Annotated in this window: 15 protein-coding genes; 11 read left to right on the top strand and 4 right to left on the bottom strand. The window is 39.1% G+C overall.

Features of this window, described 5'->3' with window-relative positions; genetic code table 11:
* The first annotated feature begins 1 nt into the window (after window position 1).
* From MHH88_RS16760 to MHH88_RS16745, 4 genes are all read left to right on the top strand, one after another.
* Complete coding sequence (locus tag MHH88_RS16760; protein ID WP_339263111.1) at window positions 2-2,476, top strand: DNA translocase FtsK; 2,475 nt, start codon at window positions 2-4, stop codon at window positions 2,474-2,476.
* 222 nt (window positions 2,477-2,698) lie between these two features.
* Window positions 2,699-4,012 (top strand): UDP-N-acetylmuramate--L-alanine ligase, encoded by a 1,314-nt coding sequence (gene murC, locus MHH88_RS16755; RefSeq protein WP_069513821.1) that lies wholly within the window; start codon window positions 2,699-2,701, stop codon window positions 4,010-4,012.
* Between the two features lie 113 nt (window positions 4,013-4,125).
* Window positions 4,126-4,632, top strand: a complete 507-nt coding sequence (locus tag MHH88_RS16750) for a DUF948 domain-containing protein (RefSeq protein WP_339259534.1) — start codon at window positions 4,126-4,128, stop codon at window positions 4,630-4,632.
* A gap of 131 nt (window positions 4,633-4,763) precedes the next feature.
* Window positions 4,764-5,273 (top strand): YtxH domain-containing protein, encoded by a 510-nt coding sequence (locus MHH88_RS16745; RefSeq protein WP_339259532.1) that lies wholly within the window; start codon window positions 4,764-4,766, stop codon window positions 5,271-5,273.
* Window positions 5,274-5,496: 223 nt separating this feature from the next.
* Here the strand turns inward: MHH88_RS16745 and MHH88_RS16740 are convergent, their stop codons facing one another.
* Window positions 5,497-7,653, bottom strand: a complete 2,157-nt coding sequence (locus tag MHH88_RS16740; protein ID WP_339259530.1) for a cell division FtsA domain-containing protein — start codon at window positions 7,651-7,653, stop codon at window positions 5,497-5,499.
* A 172-nt stretch (window positions 7,654-7,825) separates the two neighbouring features.
* Between MHH88_RS16740 and MHH88_RS16735 the strand changes: the two genes are divergently transcribed.
* A complete protein-coding gene (locus MHH88_RS16735) occupies window positions 7,826-8,911 on the top strand; it encodes a bifunctional 3-deoxy-7-phosphoheptulonate synthase/chorismate mutase (protein WP_069513813.1) in 1,086 nt (361 codons plus the stop codon).
* 176 nt (window positions 8,912-9,087) lie between these two features.
* Window positions 9,088-10,092 (top strand): catabolite control protein A, encoded by a 1,005-nt coding sequence (ccpA, locus tag MHH88_RS16730; protein ID WP_069513811.1) that lies wholly within the window; start codon window positions 9,088-9,090, stop codon window positions 10,090-10,092.
* 88 nt (window positions 10,093-10,180) lie between these two features.
* On the opposite strand, the gene MHH88_RS16725 is transcribed toward ccpA, so the two are convergent.
* Genes MHH88_RS16725 through MHH88_RS16715 form a run of 3 tightly spaced genes read right to left on the bottom strand, consistent with a single transcriptional unit; the run spans window position 10,181 to window position 12,645 of the window.
* Window positions 10,181-11,341 carry an acetoin utilization protein AcuC gene (locus tag MHH88_RS16725; RefSeq protein WP_339259527.1) on the bottom strand — a complete coding sequence of 387 codons (1,161 nt, stop codon included), beginning with the start codon at window positions 11,339-11,341 and terminating at the stop codon, window positions 10,181-10,183.
* Window positions 11,341-11,988 (bottom strand): acetoin utilization AcuB family protein, encoded by a 648-nt coding sequence (locus MHH88_RS16720; RefSeq protein ID WP_069513802.1) that lies wholly within the window; start codon window positions 11,986-11,988, stop codon window positions 11,341-11,343. The genes MHH88_RS16725 and MHH88_RS16720 overlap by 1 nt, the downstream gene beginning before the upstream one ends.
* Before the next feature lie 24 nt (window positions 11,989-12,012).
* Window positions 12,013-12,645, bottom strand: a complete 633-nt coding sequence (locus tag MHH88_RS16715) for a GNAT family N-acetyltransferase (protein ID WP_025220327.1) — start codon at window positions 12,643-12,645, stop codon at window positions 12,013-12,015.
* 287 nt (window positions 12,646-12,932) lie between these two features.
* On the opposite strand from MHH88_RS16715, the gene MHH88_RS16710 reads away from it, so the two are divergent.
* From MHH88_RS16710 to argB, 5 genes are all read left to right on the top strand, one after another.
* The gene (locus tag MHH88_RS16710) at window positions 12,933-13,121 is read left to right on the top strand and encodes a hypothetical protein (RefSeq protein ID WP_339259523.1); all 189 of its coding nucleotides are present in this window, start codon (window positions 12,933-12,935) and stop codon (window positions 13,119-13,121) included.
* Window positions 13,122-13,174: 53 nt separating this feature from the next.
* The gene (gene acsA / locus MHH88_RS16705; RefSeq protein ID WP_339263109.1) at window positions 13,175-14,896 is read left to right on the top strand and encodes an acetate--CoA ligase; all 1,722 of its coding nucleotides are present in this window, start codon (window positions 13,175-13,177) and stop codon (window positions 14,894-14,896) included.
* Between the two features lie 232 nt (window positions 14,897-15,128).
* Window positions 15,129-16,163: an N-acetyl-gamma-glutamyl-phosphate reductase gene (gene argC / locus MHH88_RS16700; RefSeq protein ID WP_339259521.1), complete on the top strand. Its 1,035-nt coding sequence runs from the start codon at window positions 15,129-15,131 to the stop codon at window positions 16,161-16,163.
* Window positions 16,164-16,243: 80 nt separating this feature from the next.
* Window positions 16,244-17,476 (top strand): bifunctional glutamate N-acetyltransferase/amino-acid acetyltransferase ArgJ, encoded by a 1,233-nt coding sequence (gene argJ, locus MHH88_RS16695; RefSeq protein WP_069513798.1) that lies wholly within the window; start codon window positions 16,244-16,246, stop codon window positions 17,474-17,476.
* On the top strand, window positions 17,439-18,203 hold the full coding sequence (argB, locus tag MHH88_RS16690; RefSeq protein ID WP_069513796.1) for an acetylglutamate kinase: 765 nt from the start codon (window positions 17,439-17,441) through the stop codon (window positions 18,201-18,203). Before argJ ends, argB begins: the two co-directional genes overlap by 38 nt.
* Window positions 18,204-18,240 lie beyond the last annotated feature (37 nt).

Below are 18,240 nucleotides of genomic sequence, written 5' to 3'. Positions count from 1 at the left end.
TGTGGAACAATTACAAATAGAGAATTCCACAATTCATATTGGGGAAGTGACGGTTGTTCAGCCGTCAAATGAAGAAAATGAACAGCAGGTAGTTGAGGAGTCATCTGTAAAGCAAGAAAAGAGTCGCATTCCATTTAATGTCTTAATGTTAAAAACAGATAAAGAAAAATGGCGAATTTCACAACAATTAAAATCGAAAGTGCCGGCGACTACAGAAAAAATTCAAAACGAGATAGCGGTTACTACTGATGATGACAAAATCGACGATGGAGCATTGTCAGAACATGTTACTACATCTTCAATCGAGACATCATCCCAAGAACCATTTTCCAAAATGACACAATCAAATAATAATCCTGTTATTACAATATCTCCTGTTGCAACAATGACGCCGATGCCAACTGAAAAACAGTCAAGTGAAGCGGATACACTTGAAGTAAAACCAGTATCACCGATTGTCACAAATGAAATACGTCGAGCAGAACAGTCAGCAAGTGAAGCAGATAACTTAGAAGGAAATCCTGTATCACCGATTATCACAAATGAAATACAGCAAGCAGAACAGTCAGCAAGTGAAGCAGATAACTTAGAAGGAAATCCTGTATCACCGATTGTCACAAATGAAATACGTCAAGCAGAACAGTCAGCAAGTGAAGCAGATAACTTAGAAGGAAATCCTGTATCACCGATTGTCACAAATGAAATACGTCAAGCAGAACAGTCAGCAAGTGAAGCAGATAACTTAGAAGGAAATCCTGTATCACCGATTATCACAAATGAAATACAGCAAGCAGAGCAGACAGCGATTGAAGTGGATACTCTTGAAGAAAATCTTACACCCCCGTTTGTTGCAAATGATTTACACCAAGCAGAACAAACGGCAATTACAGTGGATGCAAGTGAAGAAATTTCTGCAACGCTTTTGGTCGGAACGGATTTATTACATGGAAAAACTATCCAAGAATCAAATGATAATCAAAACATCATTGAAGAGAAACTTAATGATACATTGGAAATTTTAAATATAGAGCCTGAAAAAGAAATAACACCTCAAAAGCCTATTCATGTGTACCAAAAGCCCACAGATGAATTTTTGGAGCCACCTGAGGAGAAAACACAGGATACAGAGTGGATGGAGCAACAAGGGGATACACTAGTTGAAGCACTATCTTATTTCCAAGTGTCAGCACAAATAGAATCGATTATGCAAGGTCCTGCCGTTACTCAATTTGAAATTACAGTTAGTCATGGTACAAAGGTAAGTAAAATTCGTAATTTAGCAGATGATTTAAAACTGGCTTTAGCTGCAAAAGACATTCGAATACAGGCACCGATTCCTGGAAAGAGTTCAATCGGAATAGAGATTCCTAACCGTGTATCTCGTGCTGTTCGTTTATCGGAAGTGACAAATAGTGCCTCATTCCTGGATTCTGATTCACCACTTGAAGCGGCACTAGGTCTCGATTTAACAGGGAAGCCAGTGACAATTGATTTACGTAAAATGCCACATGGCTTAATTGCTGGGGCGACTGGTTCAGGAAAGTCTGTTTGTATCAATTCCATTTTGGTTAGTTTATTATATAAAGCTGCACCGCATGAATTAAAACTTATGCTGATTGACCCAAAAATGGTAGAGCTTGCGCCATTCAATCATATTCCCCATTTAGTCAGTCCGGTTATTACGGATGTAAAGGCTGCAACAGCAGCGTTAAAATGGGCAGTAGAGGAGATGGAGCGTCGTTATCAGCTATTTGCACATGCGGGTGCGCGTGATATTACACGTTATAACGCTTTAGCAGATAAAAACAATGAGCATAGTTTAAAATTACCGTATATTTTAATTGTTATTGATGAGTTAGCAGACTTAATGATGATGTCGCCAGCAGATGTTGAGGAAGCGATTTGTCGTATTGCCCAGAAGGCACGTGCTTGTGGTATTCATTTAATAGTTGCCACGCAAAGACCTTCTGTCGATGTTATTACAGGTCTAATTAAATCCAATATCCCAACCCGTATTGCCTTTGCGGTTTCTTCACAAATCGATTCACGTACAATATTAGATGGGCAAGGGGCAGAGCGCTTACTGGGACGAGGCGATATGTTATATCTAGGTAATGGCATGTCGGCTCCTGTACGTTTGCAAGGGACGTTTGTAACAGATGATGAAATAGAAGCGATTATCGATCATGTTCGTGAGCAAGGTGAACCTGATTATATATTCGATCAAGAGGAACTTTTAAAGAAATCAGAAGTTACTGCAGAGCAAGATGATTTGTTTGAGGATGTCTGTCGCTTTGTTTATGAAGCAGGTGGGGCCTCTACTTCTCTTATTCAACGTAAATATCATATCGGTTATAATCGTGCTGCACGTTTAATTGATATGTTGGAATCACATGGTTTTGTGTCAGAAGCACGAGGTAGTAAACCGCGTGAAAGTTATATTACTGAGCAAGATTTAATTGCTATGTTTGAATAAGAATTGCGGTGTTTTCGTCAAGATTATCTGACTTTCGTCAAAATTAGTTTTTTTAGAAAAGTTGCACATTTATCCTTGTGCATAAATAGTGCTATAATAGACAAGATGTTTTAACATAGTACGTATTTTTCTGTACGTGTAAAGGTATTAATACCTAGTACAAAATACGATACACCTAATAGATGATAGATGGGATATTGTATTTCCCGGGGGGTTTAATTAATGACAGTTTTTCATTTCACAGGCATTAAAGGTTCTGGCATGAGTTCGCTTGCACAAATCTTATTTGATGCTGGTGAACAAGTACAGGGCTCAGATATTGATAAGTATTTCTTTACGGAACAACCGTTACGTGAACGAAATATTCCAATTCTTACTTTTAATGCGGATAATATTAAAGAAGGTATGACAATAATTGCAGGGAATGCTTTTCCTGATGACCATCCTGAATTAGTCCGAGCACGTGAAATCGGTGTAGAAATTATTCGTTATCACAAATTTCTTGGTGAGTATATTGGCAATTACACATCCATTGCCATTACAGGTGCACATGGCAAAACCTCTACAACGGGCTTAATGGCGCATGTTGTTGGTGGGTATAAACCAACATCGTATTTAATCGGTGATGGTACAGGTGCAGGACATGAAAATGCAAACTTCTTTGTGATGGAAGCATGTGAGTATCGTCGACACTTTTTAGCCTATAATCCTGATTATGCAGTCATGACGAATATTGACTTTGACCATCCAGATTACTTCGCGAACATTGAAGATGTGTATGCAGCCTTTCAATCACTTGCCTTACAAGTGAAAAAAGCAATTATCGCATGTGGTGATGATGAGCATTTGCAACGTATTCAAGCGAAAGTACCTGTTGTTTATTATGGATTCGGAGCTGAAAATGACTTCGAAGCACGTAATGTTGAAAAAACAACGGAAGGCACAACATTTGATGTATTTGTTCGCAATGAATTTTATAGTACTTTCTTTATTCCGTTATTTGGCGACCATGCAGTGTTGAATACATTAGCTGTTATTACACTTTGCCAATACGAGGGTATTTCATCAGAAATCATTCAAGAACGTTTAAACACCTATAAAGGTGTAAAAAGACGTTTTACGGAATCGAAAATCGGGGATCATGTGTTAATTGATGATTACGCACATCACCCAACAGAAATACGTGCAACGATTCAATCGGCTAGACAAAAATATCCAGAACGTGAATTAGTAGCTATATTCCAGCCACACACATTCACACGCACGCAAGCATTTTTACAGGACTTTGCTGATAGCCTTAGTTTGGCAGATGCAGCATACCTTTGCGATATTTTTGGTTCTGCAAGGGAAACGCAAGGTGCACTGTCAATTCAAGATTTAGCCTCTCTTATTGAAGGCAGTGCTGTAATTACTACAGAAGGTATTGATGTTTTAACAAAGCATAAAGGCGCCGTGTTCTTATTTATGGGCGCAGGCGATGTGCACAAATTCCAAGATGCCTTTGAAGATGTACTAAAAAACAACGAAACAGCTTAATCCGTAAGGAATAAGCTGTTTTTCTAAAATTTGAGAAGGATTTAAGTTTTATTTGTCGAAGATAAGGTAAGTAATAGTATAGAGAGAATTCTTACTAGCAGGAGGTCTATTTTATGGAAGTCATTTTGTATATCGCAGCAATTATTGCAGCAATCGGTTTTTTATTTTTGTGTGTCAGCGTCGGTATGACGTTATTTTCGCTCAAATCAATTCTTAGTAGTTTATCGGGTACATTATCGGGCATTGAGAAACAAATGGAAGGCATTACACGTGAAACGACTTCTTTGTTAATTAAAACAAATAGCTTAGCCGAAGATATTCAAGAAAAATCTGAGCAGTTAAATTCTGTTGTTCATGCAGTGAAAGGAATGGGTGAGTCTGTAAACGGTTTAAATGCATCCGTACAGCAAATTACGTCTTCTATTTCTAAAAGCGTTGAACAGAACGAAGAAAAAATTGCGCAAGTTGTACAGTGGAGTAATGTCGCAATGGGCATTGCAGATAAATGGAAGAAGCGTAAAATAATTGAGCAGGCACCAGAAATAATGCCTGAGGATGTATATAATTTTGAACAAGTTCAATCGGACAAGCCGAAAAGAAAATGGGGTCGCAAAAAATAATTATTATTTAGCAGGTGCTTTATTGACACCTGCTGAATATAAATAAAGCCTTAGGCGATTTTCATGTGTTGCTCGCAAGTAGTAATACAGATGTCTAGGCGCATTAGATTATAAAATGGGAGGAATTGTCCATGACTACACAAAAGCCAAACTTTAACGAAGTGAAAGAACAACAACTTGAAAGTACATTACCACAGCTTTATAATTCACAGGAATCGATCTATGAAGAGGAGCGTGTAAACATGAAAGATTTCGTCATTGGCGCTTTAGTTGGAGGTATAGTGGGGGCAGCAGCAGGGTTATTATTAGCTCCAAAATCAGGGAAAGATTTACGTAGTGATGTGGCAGTGCAAGCCGTTAATTTCAAAGATAAAAGTGCAGACTTCTCGTCAACAGCGAAGGATAAAACTGTACAACTATCAAAACAAATTCAAGAGCAATCTTCACAATTGGTAGAGAAAGTTAAAACGCTTAAGTCCGCAAAAGCACCAACTGTTTTTGATGACGGTACGGTTTCTTTTGAAGGGGAAGAGCCACTTGATGAATTCATTGATGGCGTTGAAGTAAAACAAGAGGACGTAGCAGAAGCAACGGAACAAACTGTTGAAAAGCAAGAGGACGCACAAGAGGTTCGTGCGTAAACTAAAGGGGAATTTAGGATTTCCTATAGAACACGACACTAGTACTAGTTGATGATAGCGGTGGCGGGACTCCTGTGAGCATGTGGAATGTATCGTAAAGCACGCAGATAAGATGTTACAAACCGCGCAGGAAGCATCCGCCGTAGCTTGACATCAACAACATAGCAAAAAAGTGTTAGATTGATTACAGTCAATCTAACACTTTTTCTTTTGGCACCTACTTTTACAATGATAAAGGTGCTTCTTCGAGTACAATTTCTAATTGATCGCCACCGAAAATTTCTGTATCAAAGGTTGCGGGTTGTCCGTTACGCAAAATCGTAAAGTTGCCTTTAAATGTTGTTGGGAGCTGCCAATTCGAGAAGCGGAATACATCCTGATAAATCCAAGGACTTCGATCTTTCTCTTGAATGCTAACTGTCGCTCCATTAGGAACCGTAGAAAGCGGAGAAACAACAGCTTGATTCACAAGCACTTCATTCGTCGTTTTTCTTAGCTCTAACAGTTCCTGTTGAAAATGGACAATGATTTTGTCCTCCAGCAACACATTCAGATGATCAGCAATTCGCTGTACTGTTGGTAACGATGGTTGCGAAAAAGTAATAGTATCGTTATGTTGAACAGCATAAGACAGCTTTCCTGGTTTTCCGTTAATTAGTAAATTCGCGGAAAACGCTGGTAAATATAATGGCTTGCCATCGACATATATAACATACGATTCAAATTGTTTTAGTATATGGGTATTGTTCGTCGATGTAAACACGTCTTCTACTGTTTCAGCTATTTCATATGCGATAATATCACGATCGTTTACGAGAGCATCCATTGAAACGGATGCACCGTTAACTGTAATTTTAGGTTCAATGACATATTTTGTTTCTTGAATTGTGATCGTTTTAATGACGGCTTGATCCACTATATCTCTTATTGTAGCAGTAGCTGGAAGACCATCTTGTCCTTCTATTAGCTGAATGGCATCACCCGTTTTAATAATTGTTTTTGTAGAGGATTGTTGTCCATTTACTAAAATTTGTGCTGGTTGGCCGTGGCCACCAGGTATAAAAATATCTTGTCCGTTCACACTAATGGATAAACCATGACCTGGCTTGCCATATAATTGTTTAGCACGAATATTGGCAGCTAAAAAGGCATCGCCAACAGTCATTTCTTTTAATTCAAAAAGGCGTACAATTTGTTCATTTACCGTTAAGCTCATATATTGAATCGGCATTTTCTTTGCAGCAATAGCTATGCCAATAGGTGTTACTAATTCAGGGGATGCTTTAATGTGCGCTTCCTTTGTTAAATTTTGAATGGCATCGACACCACGAACGGCAATACGATTTGCTGGTAAATCAAGGACTAGACCGATTTCCGTTGTAAGGTTAGGTGTTAAACTACCTCCACCAACGAGCATTACGGCTTTAGGAGCAGTTCGATTATTAAGACGTAATATTTCTTCTCCAATCGCCTTTGCAAGTTGTTTAACAGCTGGTTCAATTGCAGTAAGCACTTCTTCTTTAGGATAATATTGATTGAATCCTAAAATATCTTGAATTAAAATCTCCTCTGAACAATGCAGTTGGCGCTTTGCCTCTTCCGCAACAGGGAAATCGAGCAAATAATGGTCACTAAGTGCTTCGGTGATTTCATCTCCTGCTGTCGGCACCATACCATAGGCAACAACTGTACTTTTATCGGTAATGGCGATATCTGATGTACCAGCACCAATATCGACAAGTGCAACATTTAAACGGCGCATCGTAGGTGGAATGAGCACATTAATGGCAGCAATGGGCTCTAATGTTAGTGCATCCATCTCTAAATTTGCCCGTTTTAATGCGGCAATCAGTGATTCCACTACAACACGAGGAAGGAAAGTGGCAATCACTTCGATTTGTGCCTCATCACCTTGCTGATCAAGAAGGCTACCGATTTCTTCACCATCTAGACGATAATAAAGGACCGAATAACCAACGCAATAATAGTGACTTGTTTTTGTATCCTCTTTATGTTGTAGGAGCTGTTGCTGGGCTTGTTGAACCGCCTGTAATTCTAAGCGACTAATATCTTCTTCAGTAAAAATAGGACGGTTACGAATATTAATGGTCACACTTGCCTGCTCCGTTTTTAATGAACGACCTGCAGCAGCAACACTTACTTTGGACAAAGGTCCATGCTTTTCTTCGAGCTCTTGTTTTATCTCATTAATTAACTCTGCCACGTACATGACATTATGTATTTGACCATCTACCATGGCCCGTTCTTTATGCTCTTTTACTAAAATATCTTGTACATGAAAATGATCATTATCTTCCTCTAAAATAATGCCAACAACAGAACGTGTACCGATATCAAGCGCAAATAATTTTGAACTCAATGTAATCGCTTCCTTCCTCGAAATATCTCAAAATAATTTAGCGAGTTGAAGCGCTAAATTAAAAATGCGTGACATTCTGAACAACTTTGATTATAATGATGCTAATATCTAAAAATGTAACATACATTTCAGAGTTCTGAAAGTGTCTGTCATGGGGAGAGGAGCAAGAAGTATGAGCCAAAAGGATTTAGAAAGCTTACGTAGTCAGATTGATGGATTAAACTTAGAAATTCTTCGTCTAATTAACGAACGTGCAGCTGTAGTAGATGAAATCGGTAAAATTAAAGAAAAACAAGGTGTTAATCGCTATGATCCATTGCGCGAACGACATATGCTTGATCTAATTAAAGAGCACAATCACGGTCCATTAAACCAAATGACGGTAGATTATATTTTTAAACAAATCTTTAAAACAGCTTTAAAACAACTTGAAGCGGATAAAAAGAAAGAATTACTTGTATCACGCAAGAAAAAATCAGAAGATACTGTCATTAATGTTAATGGTGAACTAATCGGCCAAGGAAAACCATCTTTCGTATTTGGTCCATGTGCTGTTGAATCATATGAGCAAGTAGCAGCTGTTGCAGCATCTATTAAAGCTAAAGGTGAAAAGTTAATCCGTGGTGGAGCATACAAACCTCGTACTTCTCCATATGACTTCCAAGGTCTTGGATTAGAAGGGCTTAAAATTTTAAAACGTGTATCGGAAGAATATGGTTTAGGTGTTATTACAGAAATTGTGACACCAGGTCATTTAGAAGAAGCGCTGGATTACATTGATGTGATTCAAATTGGTGCTCGTAATATGCAAAACTTCGAATTATTAAAAGCAGCTGGTGCTACAAACAAACCGGTACTATTAAAACGTGGTTTAGCAGCAACGATTGACGAGTTCATTCATGCAGCAGAATACATTATGTCTAAAGGAAATGAGAACATCATCCTTTGTGAACGTGGTATTCGTACGTACGAAAAAGCAACACGTAACACATTAGATATTTCAGCAGTACCAATTTTAAAACAAGAAACACATTTACCAGTATTTGTCGATGTAACACATTCAACTGGTCGACGCGACTTATTATTACCATGTGCGAAAGCAGCAATTGCCATTGGAGCAGATGGTGTAATGGCAGAGGTGCATCCAGATCCATCTGTAGCACTTTCTGATTCACAACAACAAATGGATATTCCAACATTCGATACATTCTACGAAACGCTACAAAAATTCATGAAGAATCATGAAATTCATGCCTAATGATTTCACACCGCTTGCGCATTAAGCAGGCGGTGTTTACTATATCGTGACAATTTAATGTCTAGAACAGTACTATTTGTACTTGGTATTTCCGTTCACGTACGTACTTCTTCTTGAAAATGATGCGAAAATTATCGTATGATAAGGCTATAAAAGGAAAAAGGGAGGCACGTACGATGACTGTTACAATTTATGATGTTGCACGAGAAGCAAATGTTTCGATGGCAACCGTTTCTCGTGTAGTTAATGGTAACCAAAATGTAAAACCAGCAACACGAAAAAAAGTATTAGAAGTAATTGAACGATTAGAATATCGTCCGAACGCAGTAGCGCGAGGGTTAGCGAGTAAGAAAACAACAACAGTTGGCGTGATTATCCCAGATATTGCAAATAACGTTTATGCGGAGCTGGCACGTGGTGTGGAGGATATTGCGACAATGTATCGCTACAACATTATTCTTGCCAACTCAGACCAACATGAAGATAAAGAGCTACAGCTGCTAGATACAATGTTAGGCAAACAGGTGGACGGTATTGTCATGATGAGTGATGAAGTAACAGAGAAAATGCAACAATCGATGGATCATTCGCCAGTTCCGATTGTTCTTGCAGGTTCTGTAGATGAATCACAAACAATTGCCACTGTGAATATTGATTATTTCCAAGCAGCGTATGAAGCGATTTCGTTACTGATTCAAAACGGTCATACACGAATCGGCTTTGTAACAGGTCCACTTACTTATACAATTAATGGAAAATTCAAGCTTGAAGCTTATAAAAAAGCATTGCAAGATGCAGGCTTAAGTATAGATGAATCACTAATTGCTGCAGAGGAATCTAGCTATGATATGGGCTTAGAGGCATGGGAAACGTTATCTGCTCTAGAAAATCCTCCAACTGCTTATTTTGCAGGCAGCGATGAACTCGCTATCGGATTGATTCATGGTGCGCAGGATGCTGGGAAAAATGTGCCAGAGGATATCGAGGTCATCAGTTTTGAAAATTCTAAGTTAGCTCGTATGGTACGCCCACAGCTTACAAGTGTAGCACTACCGTTATATGATATCGGAGCTGTTGCGATGCGATTATTGACTAAACTTATGAATAAAGAGCCTGTTGAAGATGAAGCGGTTATTTTACCACATCGCATTGAACATCGACAATCTGTTAAAAGCAAATAACAAAAAACACGTAAATCTAATGGTAAGATTTGCGTGTTTTTTTATTGTAGTGAATTGTTTGGGAATTGTTTGGGTGACTGGCACCGGCTTAACTGCGCTTTTCAGTGCGAATAATATGTAGCGCCTTTTCTAACATTTGCGCGTTCTTTTCTTCAATTTCTGCCTTTCGTGGAATAGGCTCATAAAGAGGATTTGGGTCCTCCCATGTAGGAATAAACGGAACGGGTGCCTCCGGTTGCCAGCGCTCTAACCATGCTTGTGGTAAGGGACCTGTTGGTATTTCTTGATTGGTCATTTCTAACCATAGCATCGACCATGCGCGTGGCACAACACGCCAAATATCGTAGCCTCCACCACCAACCGCAATCCATTTGCCATCACAATATTCGTGCGCTAGCTTGTGCGCTAACTTAGGAATCTCCTTATAAATATTCATTGTACCGTATAAATGTGTTAATGGGTCAAAATAATGTGCATCTGCACCGTTTTGCGTTAATACAACATCGGGTTTGAAAAATTCAAAGACTTCGCGCATTGCCTGTTCATAGATGTCTAAGAAACTATCATCCTCGGTAAATGCATCGATTGGAAAGTTAAATGAAGTTCCATAGCCTTGCCCATTGCCTCGTTCAGTTACATTACCTGTTCCAGGGAATAAGTAGCGACCTGTTTCATGAATTGATAATGTACATACATCGGGGTCATCATAGAAACTCCATTGTACGCCATCCCCATGATGGGCATCCGTATCAACATATAGCACCCGCGCTTTGTATTTGTCCTGTAAATAACGTATAGCTACAGTACTATCATTATAAATACAAAAACCTGATGCGCGCCCACGGAAACCATGATGTAGCCCACCGCCCAGATTTAGCGCATGTTCGGCTTTTCCTTCCATCACATAATCGACAGCAGTTAATGTGCCACCTACAAGTTGGGCACTTGCTTCATGCATATTTTTAAAGATAGGTGTATCCTCCGTGCCTATCCCATAGCTTGCACATTGTGCCTCGCTGAGTTTACCATGCCCTGCACTTTTTACAATTTCAATGTATTTTGGATCATGTGCGAGCAAGAGTTCTTCTTCTGTTGCAATACGTGCAGGAACGATATCGACATCATCGAGCGCCCCTATATTTTTTAGTAAATCCATCGTTAGCGTCAAGCGTTTGTGATTGAAAGGATGTGTATCTGAAAATTTATATCCGAGTTGCTCTGGCGAATAAACAAAGACAGCCTTTTTCATTATAAAGAAACACCTGGTAGATTAGGCCATAACACGTCGAAACCTTCTTTACGAAGATTCTCAATGATAGCAAGTGGGTTTAGTGTTTTTACTCGGACGCTTAAAATTTTATTTTGTGTATTTTCAGAATCAGGATATACTAAGACGCTTTGGACATTTGCATGATGTAGATTAAAAATTTTTGTAATTTCAAATAACACTCCCGGTGTATCGCACACGCGTATTTCAATTTTAGAGCCGGGTTCAGTTGCACCAGTTAACTCAATATAAGTGTAGAGTAAGTCGGTTGTAGTGACGATACCGACAAGTTTTCCCCCAGAGACAATTGGTAAACAACCGATCTTCGTTTCATAAAAAGTGAGTGCAACTTCCTCTACAAAATCAAGAGGATGACCAACTAGTGGATTTTTTATCATAATATCTTCTACCTTGGCACTAAAGACAGGAGAATTGGGTTCATCCTTCAATGGCGAAGGCAGTGCTTCTTTAATATCTCGCTCTGTAATAACACCTAGAACATGGCGTTCATTGTCTATAACAGGTAAATGACGCACCTTCTTCTCACGCATTAATTTCAGCGCTTCTAACACAGTATTTGTAGGAGCCAGTGTATAAGGCTCGTCATTCATAATTTCTTCTACAATCATATACTCATCCCCTTTGTGTTGGTTTTAATACATGAAGCGATTTCTAAAACGGAGCCTATCGAATCTTTCCATTGTTTCAGGAGGCACTCTTTTGCCTTCCCGAGCCATTAGGCAGTTAGCTGGATGTGATGTAATTTCAGGATCATCTGTAGCAAAATATTCGAAACCAGCCGAGCTCATCATCCGTTCCATCATTTTGCGATAATCCCATACATTTAACCCAGTCCCTTTTAAGTCCCAATGCCAATAATATTCAGTTGTAATAACAAGGTAATCCTCCATCTCATCCCCCATAAAGGACACCGAAAGCAAGGCTTTACCAGCCCCAGTCCCACGATAGTCAGGAATTACCTCAATGGCTCCTAACTCAATCATATTATCAATGCGGTCCTCTGCCCAACGTTCAAGCGGATCGGGATATAAATAGGTGACGTAGCCTACAATAATGTTGTCTTTCCGAATGATAATAATGCGACCTTCAGGAAGCCCTGCGATTTCTATAATGGCTTGCTGTTGTTGTTTAGGAGGTCTAAAGGCAACTAATCCCTCGTGGAATGTATACGTAGCTAATTTTTCTGGAGGAACAGGCCCTTCCACATAAACAGTACCATGCTTTGTCTCCTTTGTAACAGAAAAAAAAGTCTTTTTATGTTCCATAATTACACCACCTGAGTTTAATAATTCCATTATAGCTGATTTAAAGCCGGAAAACGCTTAAATTTACGAAATATAACTACATTTTTGGAAAAATAAAAATATTGAGACATTATTGAAAAATTCGTGTAAAATAGATGTATATTGCAACTGTTATTTAACAGATGAATGTTGTATTGTAAGCATTGTTCATATTTATAGCGCATAAACTGTTCTATAACAATTGCTACATAACGTATTTGTCTTTGGAGAAAGTGGCGAATTTTAATAGCATTCAGTAGCTGTTTTATATGGCGAAATTGTTTCAATTGCCATTATTTAAATTTAATTTTCCATATGGGGATGGAGGCTCTCTTTTTATCCTTTATAAGAGACTTCAAGGGAAATTATATTGCACGCAAGCAAAGTGCGAACGATGTGACAGGCAGCTACGCTTACGTCAAGGCGTAATTGCCAAGGGTATCGTGAGTGCGATTTAAAATTTGCTTACGAATGGACTAAAGCAAAAAAAGAAAGGGGTAATTTCATGGGGATGAAAACAATGGAGAAATTGAAAGCAATACCAGGGCACTATAATTTGCCAAATTATGAGGAGGCAGCAGCGAATCATGATTGGGCTGAAACTGAAAAGGCATTTAGTTGGCATAAAACAGGATTAGTAAACATGGCTTATGAGGCTATTGATCGCCATACAGAAACGTCTAGAAAAAATAAAGTCGCATTGTATTACACGGATGGAAAACGCAAAGAAGCCTATTCTTTTAATGAAATGAAAAGGCTGACAAACAAAGCTGCCAATGTTTTTAAATCTGCGACAAACTTAGAAAAAGGCGATCGTTTATTTATTTTTATGCCGCGTTCACCAGAGCTTTACTTTTCTTTATTAGGCGCATTAAAAATGGGAGTTATTGTAGGGCCTCTATTCGAAGCATTCATGGAAGGAGCGGTATATGACCGTCTTTCAGATAGCGATGCAAAAGTGTTAGTTACAACGCCTGAATTACTGGGTCGAGTACCGTTAGATAAACTTCCTAACTTGCAACATGTATTTTTAATAGGGTCTGATATAGAAGAAACACCGCAAATTTTAGATTTTAATAAACGGATGAAAGAGGCTGCTGCTACATTTGACATTGAGTGGATGGACCGAGAAGACGGTATGATTTTGCATTATACTTCTGGCTCGACAGGTGCTCCAAAAGGCGTGTTACACGTGCACAATGCAATGATTCAGCACTATCAATCTACACAATGGGTACTAGATTTAGGCGACCGTGATATTTATTGGTGTACAGCAGATCCAGGTTGGGTAACGGGGACATCCTATGGCATTTTTGGTCCGTGGTTAAATGGTGTGACAATGCTGATTGTTGGTGGTCGCTTCTCACCACAAGCATGGTATCAAGCAATCGAGGATTACAGTGTTACAGTTTGGTATAGTGCGCCAACAGCTTTCCGTATGTTAATGGGGGCTGGTAGTGGAATGTTAGAAAATTATGATTTGTCATCATTACGCCATGTATTGTCTGTTGGAGAACCTCTTAACCCTGAAGTGATACGTTGGGGATGTGACGAATTAGGGCATCGTATTCATGATACGTGGTGGATGACCGAAACCGGCGCGCATATGATTTGTAACTATCCAAGTATGGATATTAAACCGGGTTCCATGGGGAAACCATTGCCTGGCGTCTATGCGACAATTGTAGATGATGCGGGGAATGAAGTACCACCATTTACTATGGGGAATTTAGCGGTACGTCGAGGTTGGCCTGCGATGATGCGTCAAATTTGGGGTAATCCTGAGCGATACGAATCATACTTCCTAAAAGGTGAGTGGTATGTGTCGGGCGATTCAGCTTATATGGATGACGAAGGATATTTTTGGTTCCAAGGTCGAGTAGATGATGTCATTATGACAGCTGGGGAACGTGTAGGACCATTCGAAGTAGAAAGCAAGCTACTAGAACATCCAGATGTCATTGAAGCAGGTGTAATTGGAAAACCAGACCCTGTTCGTGGAGAGATTATTAAGGCATTTGTATCTTTGCGTGAAGGTGTTGAACCATCAGATGCTTTAATTGAGAATATTCGCGAGTTTGTCAAAAGGGGATTATCAGCTCATGCGGCCCCGCGTGAAATTGAGTTTAAGGAAAAGCTACCTAAAACAAGAAGTGGTAAAATTATGCGACGTGTGTTGAAGGCATGGGAGTTAAATTTACCAACTGGTGATCTTTCGACGATGGAAGATTAAGAAGGGGAATAGGTAATTTATTTTTATTCAATCAGAAAACATATAGAAGGTAGGAATTCATTCGACTATGAAAGAGTTCCTACCTTCTTTTTTCTAAATTTATCGTAGCCATTCTTTATTACTGTAATTTATAACAGAAGATTAAGAAAATACTAGTATTAAATAAAAATTCAGTTGACTTAATATTTATGCAGACGTATACTATTTTTAACTTATTTTAGAGGTGAGTGGAATGAAAGTAGGAATTGTTGGTGCAACAGGTTATGGAGGATTAGAATTAATTCGTTTTTTACATAATCATCCAGCGGTTGAACAGATAGATTTATTTACATCTTCTGAAGAAGGTGTCGTTTTTTCTTCGAGGTTCGGACATTTAGTAAAGATTATAGATTCGCCATTGCAAAAAATAGATTATGAAGCATTATCGAAATTGGATGTAGTATTTGCAAGTACGCCTTCTGGTGTGACAAGTGAGTTATTACCACCTTTAGTTGGAAAAGGTCCGAAGTTAATTGATTTATCAGGTGATTTTCGTTTAAAGAATCCAGCAAGCTATGAACAATGGTACGGGAAAAAGGCAGCACCACTAGAAATTATTGAGCAAAGTGTTTATGGCTTAACAGAGTGGAATGCACATAATGTAAAAAATGCCTCTCTTATTGCGAACCCAGGATGCTATCCAACAGCTGTTCTGCTGTCGTTATTACCTTTATTAAAAGCGCAATTGATCGACCCGAATTATCTCGTTATAGATGCGAAAAGTGGTATTTCTGGTGCTGGCAATAAACCATCGCAAACAACGCACTTTAGTGAAGTGAACGAAAGCTTCTCCATTTATAAAACAAATACACATCAACATATTCCAGAAATTGAGCAAGCCATTTCAATGTTTGCTAATGTGGAGACGACCATTACTTTTAATACACATTTAGTTCCAATGACACGTGGTATTTTATCGACAGCATACGCACCTGTAATGCCAGGCATCACAGAGGAACAATTAGTGGCTTGCTTACAAACAACATATGAAAAACATCCATTTGTACGGGTGATAACAGATATTAATAGCCTTACTACAAATCGTGTGAAGGGCTCTAACTATTGTGATATTTTCGTAAAAGTTGATAGCCGTACAAATCGAGCAACCATTGTTGCTGTTATTGATAATTTAGTTAAAGGTGCTGCTGGGCAAGCGATTCAAAATATGAATGTGCAATTGGATTTACCACAAACAACAGGCCTAGATGTCGTGCCATTGTTCATTTAAGTGCCAGTCACCCGAATGATTTTGAATATTTAGAATTGTTTTGGTGCCAGTCACTCTTGAAACTGAGGAGGAATTAGTTTATGACATTAACAGCGTCAACAAACGTTATGAAAAAATTATCAAGTAAAAACATCGTATCGCCTCAAGGATTTAAAGCAGCGGGGTTACACTGTGGATTAAAGCATAAGAAAAAAGATTTAGCTATTTTAGTTAGTGACGTACCAGCAAGTGTAGCTGGCGTATTTACTACAAATGCGGTTCAAGCAGCACCATTAAAAGTTACGAAAGAAGTTGTCTACACAACGAAAAAAATGCAGGCAATAATTGTGAACTCTGGTAATGCGAATGCTTGTACGGGTAAGCAAGGTGTAAAGGATGCGCAAACAATGCAAGCTTTAACTGCTGAAAAGTTAGGGATTGCAGCAAATTTAGTTGGTGTGTGCTCAACGGGTGTAATTGGTGAAATTATGAATATGGAGCCAGTAGCTAGTGGGATATCGCAACTACAACCAAAAGATTGCTTAGAGAGTGCAATTGATTTTGCACAGGCTATTATGACAACTGATACTGTTATGAAAAATACAAGCTATAGCACAATCATTGATGGCAAAGAGATTATTATTGCAGGTGTAGCGAAAGGTTCGGGAATGATTGAACCTAATATGGCAACAATGCTAGGTTTTATCACAACAGATGCGAATATTGAATCGCATGTATTACAAGCAGCTTTATCAGATATTACGAACCTAACATTTAATGCCATTACAGTGGATGGGGATACATCGACAAATGATACGGTCGTCGTGATGGCAAATGGTGTAGCTGGCAATGATTCTTTAACATCAGCACACCCTGATTGGCATAACTTCTACTATACCTTAAAAACCGTGGCACAAGACTTAGCCAAAATGATCGCAAAAGATGGAGAAGGTGCAACGAAACTAATTGAGGTGGAAGTTGAAGGTGCTATTTCAGATGATGAGGCACGTAAAATCGCGAAAACAGTAGTTGGTTCGCCACTTGTTAAAACAGCTGTATTTGGTTGCGATGCGAACTGGGGACGTATTATTGCAGCGGTTGGCTATAGTGGCGCGACAGTTGACCCTGACAAAATTACCATTCAAATTGGTGGCGCAACAATGGTTGAAAACGGAGAGCCTATTGCCTTTTCAGAAGATGAATTAATCCAAATTTTAAAAATGCATGAAGTTAAAATACACGTGTCACTTGGTATAGGTGAAGGCAAAGGGCATGCTTGGGGATGTGACTTAACGTATGACTATGTTCAAATCAATGCATCATACCGCTCGTAAACGCATGGTGATTAAGCTAGGCGGTAGTACGCTTGAAGGCTTAAATGACGATTTTTTTGACAATTTTAAAAAGCTACAAGAAAGTGGCGTTGAACTGATTATTACACATGGGGGCGGCCCTGCTATTAATCGTGAGCTAGCTGCACGAGATATTGAATCTCATACATTAAATGGTATTCGCGTAACGAGTGAAGCAGCAATGGATGTTGTCCAGTCTACATTAATCGGGAATGTTAATCCTGCACTGGTACACGAGTTAACAACAGCGGGGATTGCGGCAGTCGGTTTAAATGGCTTTGATGGGCAATTACTTGTAGCAGACTTTTTAGACAAGGACATATACGGCTTTGTAGGTGAGATACAATCCGTGAACACATCGCTGTTAGAAGCATTAATTGCTGCTGGAATTGTGCCAGTCATCGCGTGTGTTGGAGCGAATCTAAAGGGTCAAGCGCTTAATATTAACGGAGACACTGTGGCGAGTGAAGTAGCCCTCGCTGTGGGCGCGGAGAGCTTACTTCTTGTTACGGATGTCTCCGGTATTCGTATTCAAGGTGACTATCAAACAGAAGTAACGCCTTCTTTAATAACACAGTGGATTGAGGAAGGTCATATTTACGGTGGAATGATTCCTAAAGTGCAAGGGGCAATCGAATGTCTAAATGCAGGAATTCCATCAGTGCAGATTGTTGGAGATACATTAGTAGGTACAACGATTTTGCCGTAAGGGGAAGGTATGGACGTCATGTTGTGGAGATGGCGTC

Origin of the sequence: Lysinibacillus sp. FSL K6-3209, assembly GCF_037976175.1 — a bacterium.
In the GTDB taxonomy this organism is placed as follows: domain Bacteria; phylum Bacillota; class Bacilli; order Bacillales_A; family Planococcaceae; genus Lysinibacillus; species Lysinibacillus sphaericus_D.
Note: the sequence above shows the minus strand (reverse complement) of the source record. Positions and strands in the feature narration are given on the sequence as shown.

Excerpts from the sequence above, each read along its gene's own strand:
- argC (WP_339259521.1), top strand. The coding sequence starts at position 15,129 with ATGAAAGTAGGAATTGTTGGTGCAACAGGTTATGGAGGATTAGAATTA.
- argB (WP_069513796.1), top strand. The coding sequence starts at position 17,439 with ATGACTATGTTCAAATCAATGCATCATACCGCTCGTAAACGCATGGTG.
- MHH88_RS16735 (WP_069513813.1), top strand. The coding sequence starts at position 7,826 with ATGAGCCAAAAGGATTTAGAAAGCTTACGTAGTCAGATTGATGGATTA.
- ccpA (WP_069513811.1), top strand. The coding sequence starts at position 9,088 with ATGACTGTTACAATTTATGATGTTGCACGAGAAGCAAATGTTTCGATG.
- MHH88_RS16720 (WP_069513802.1), bottom strand. The coding sequence starts at position 11,988 with ATGATTGTAGAAGAAATTATGAATGACGAGCCTTATACACTGGCTCCT.
- MHH88_RS16710 (WP_339259523.1), top strand. The coding sequence starts at position 12,933 with ATGGCGAAATTGTTTCAATTGCCATTATTTAAATTTAATTTTCCATAT.
- MHH88_RS16725 (WP_339259527.1), bottom strand. The coding sequence starts at position 11,341 with ATGAAAAAGGCTGTCTTTGTTTATTCGCCAGAGCAACTCGGATATAAA.
- acsA (WP_339263109.1), top strand. The coding sequence starts at position 13,175 with ATGAAAACAATGGAGAAATTGAAAGCAATACCAGGGCACTATAATTTG.
- MHH88_RS16745 (WP_339259532.1), top strand. The coding sequence starts at position 4,764 with ATGACTACACAAAAGCCAAACTTTAACGAAGTGAAAGAACAACAACTT.
- MHH88_RS16715 (WP_025220327.1), bottom strand. The coding sequence starts at position 12,645 with ATGGAACATAAAAAGACTTTTTTTTCTGTTACAAAGGAGACAAAGCAT.
- argJ (WP_069513798.1), top strand. The coding sequence starts at position 16,244 with ATGACATTAACAGCGTCAACAAACGTTATGAAAAAATTATCAAGTAAA.
- MHH88_RS16750 (WP_339259534.1), top strand. The coding sequence starts at position 4,126 with ATGGAAGTCATTTTGTATATCGCAGCAATTATTGCAGCAATCGGTTTT.
- murC (WP_069513821.1), top strand. The coding sequence starts at position 2,699 with ATGACAGTTTTTCATTTCACAGGCATTAAAGGTTCTGGCATGAGTTCG.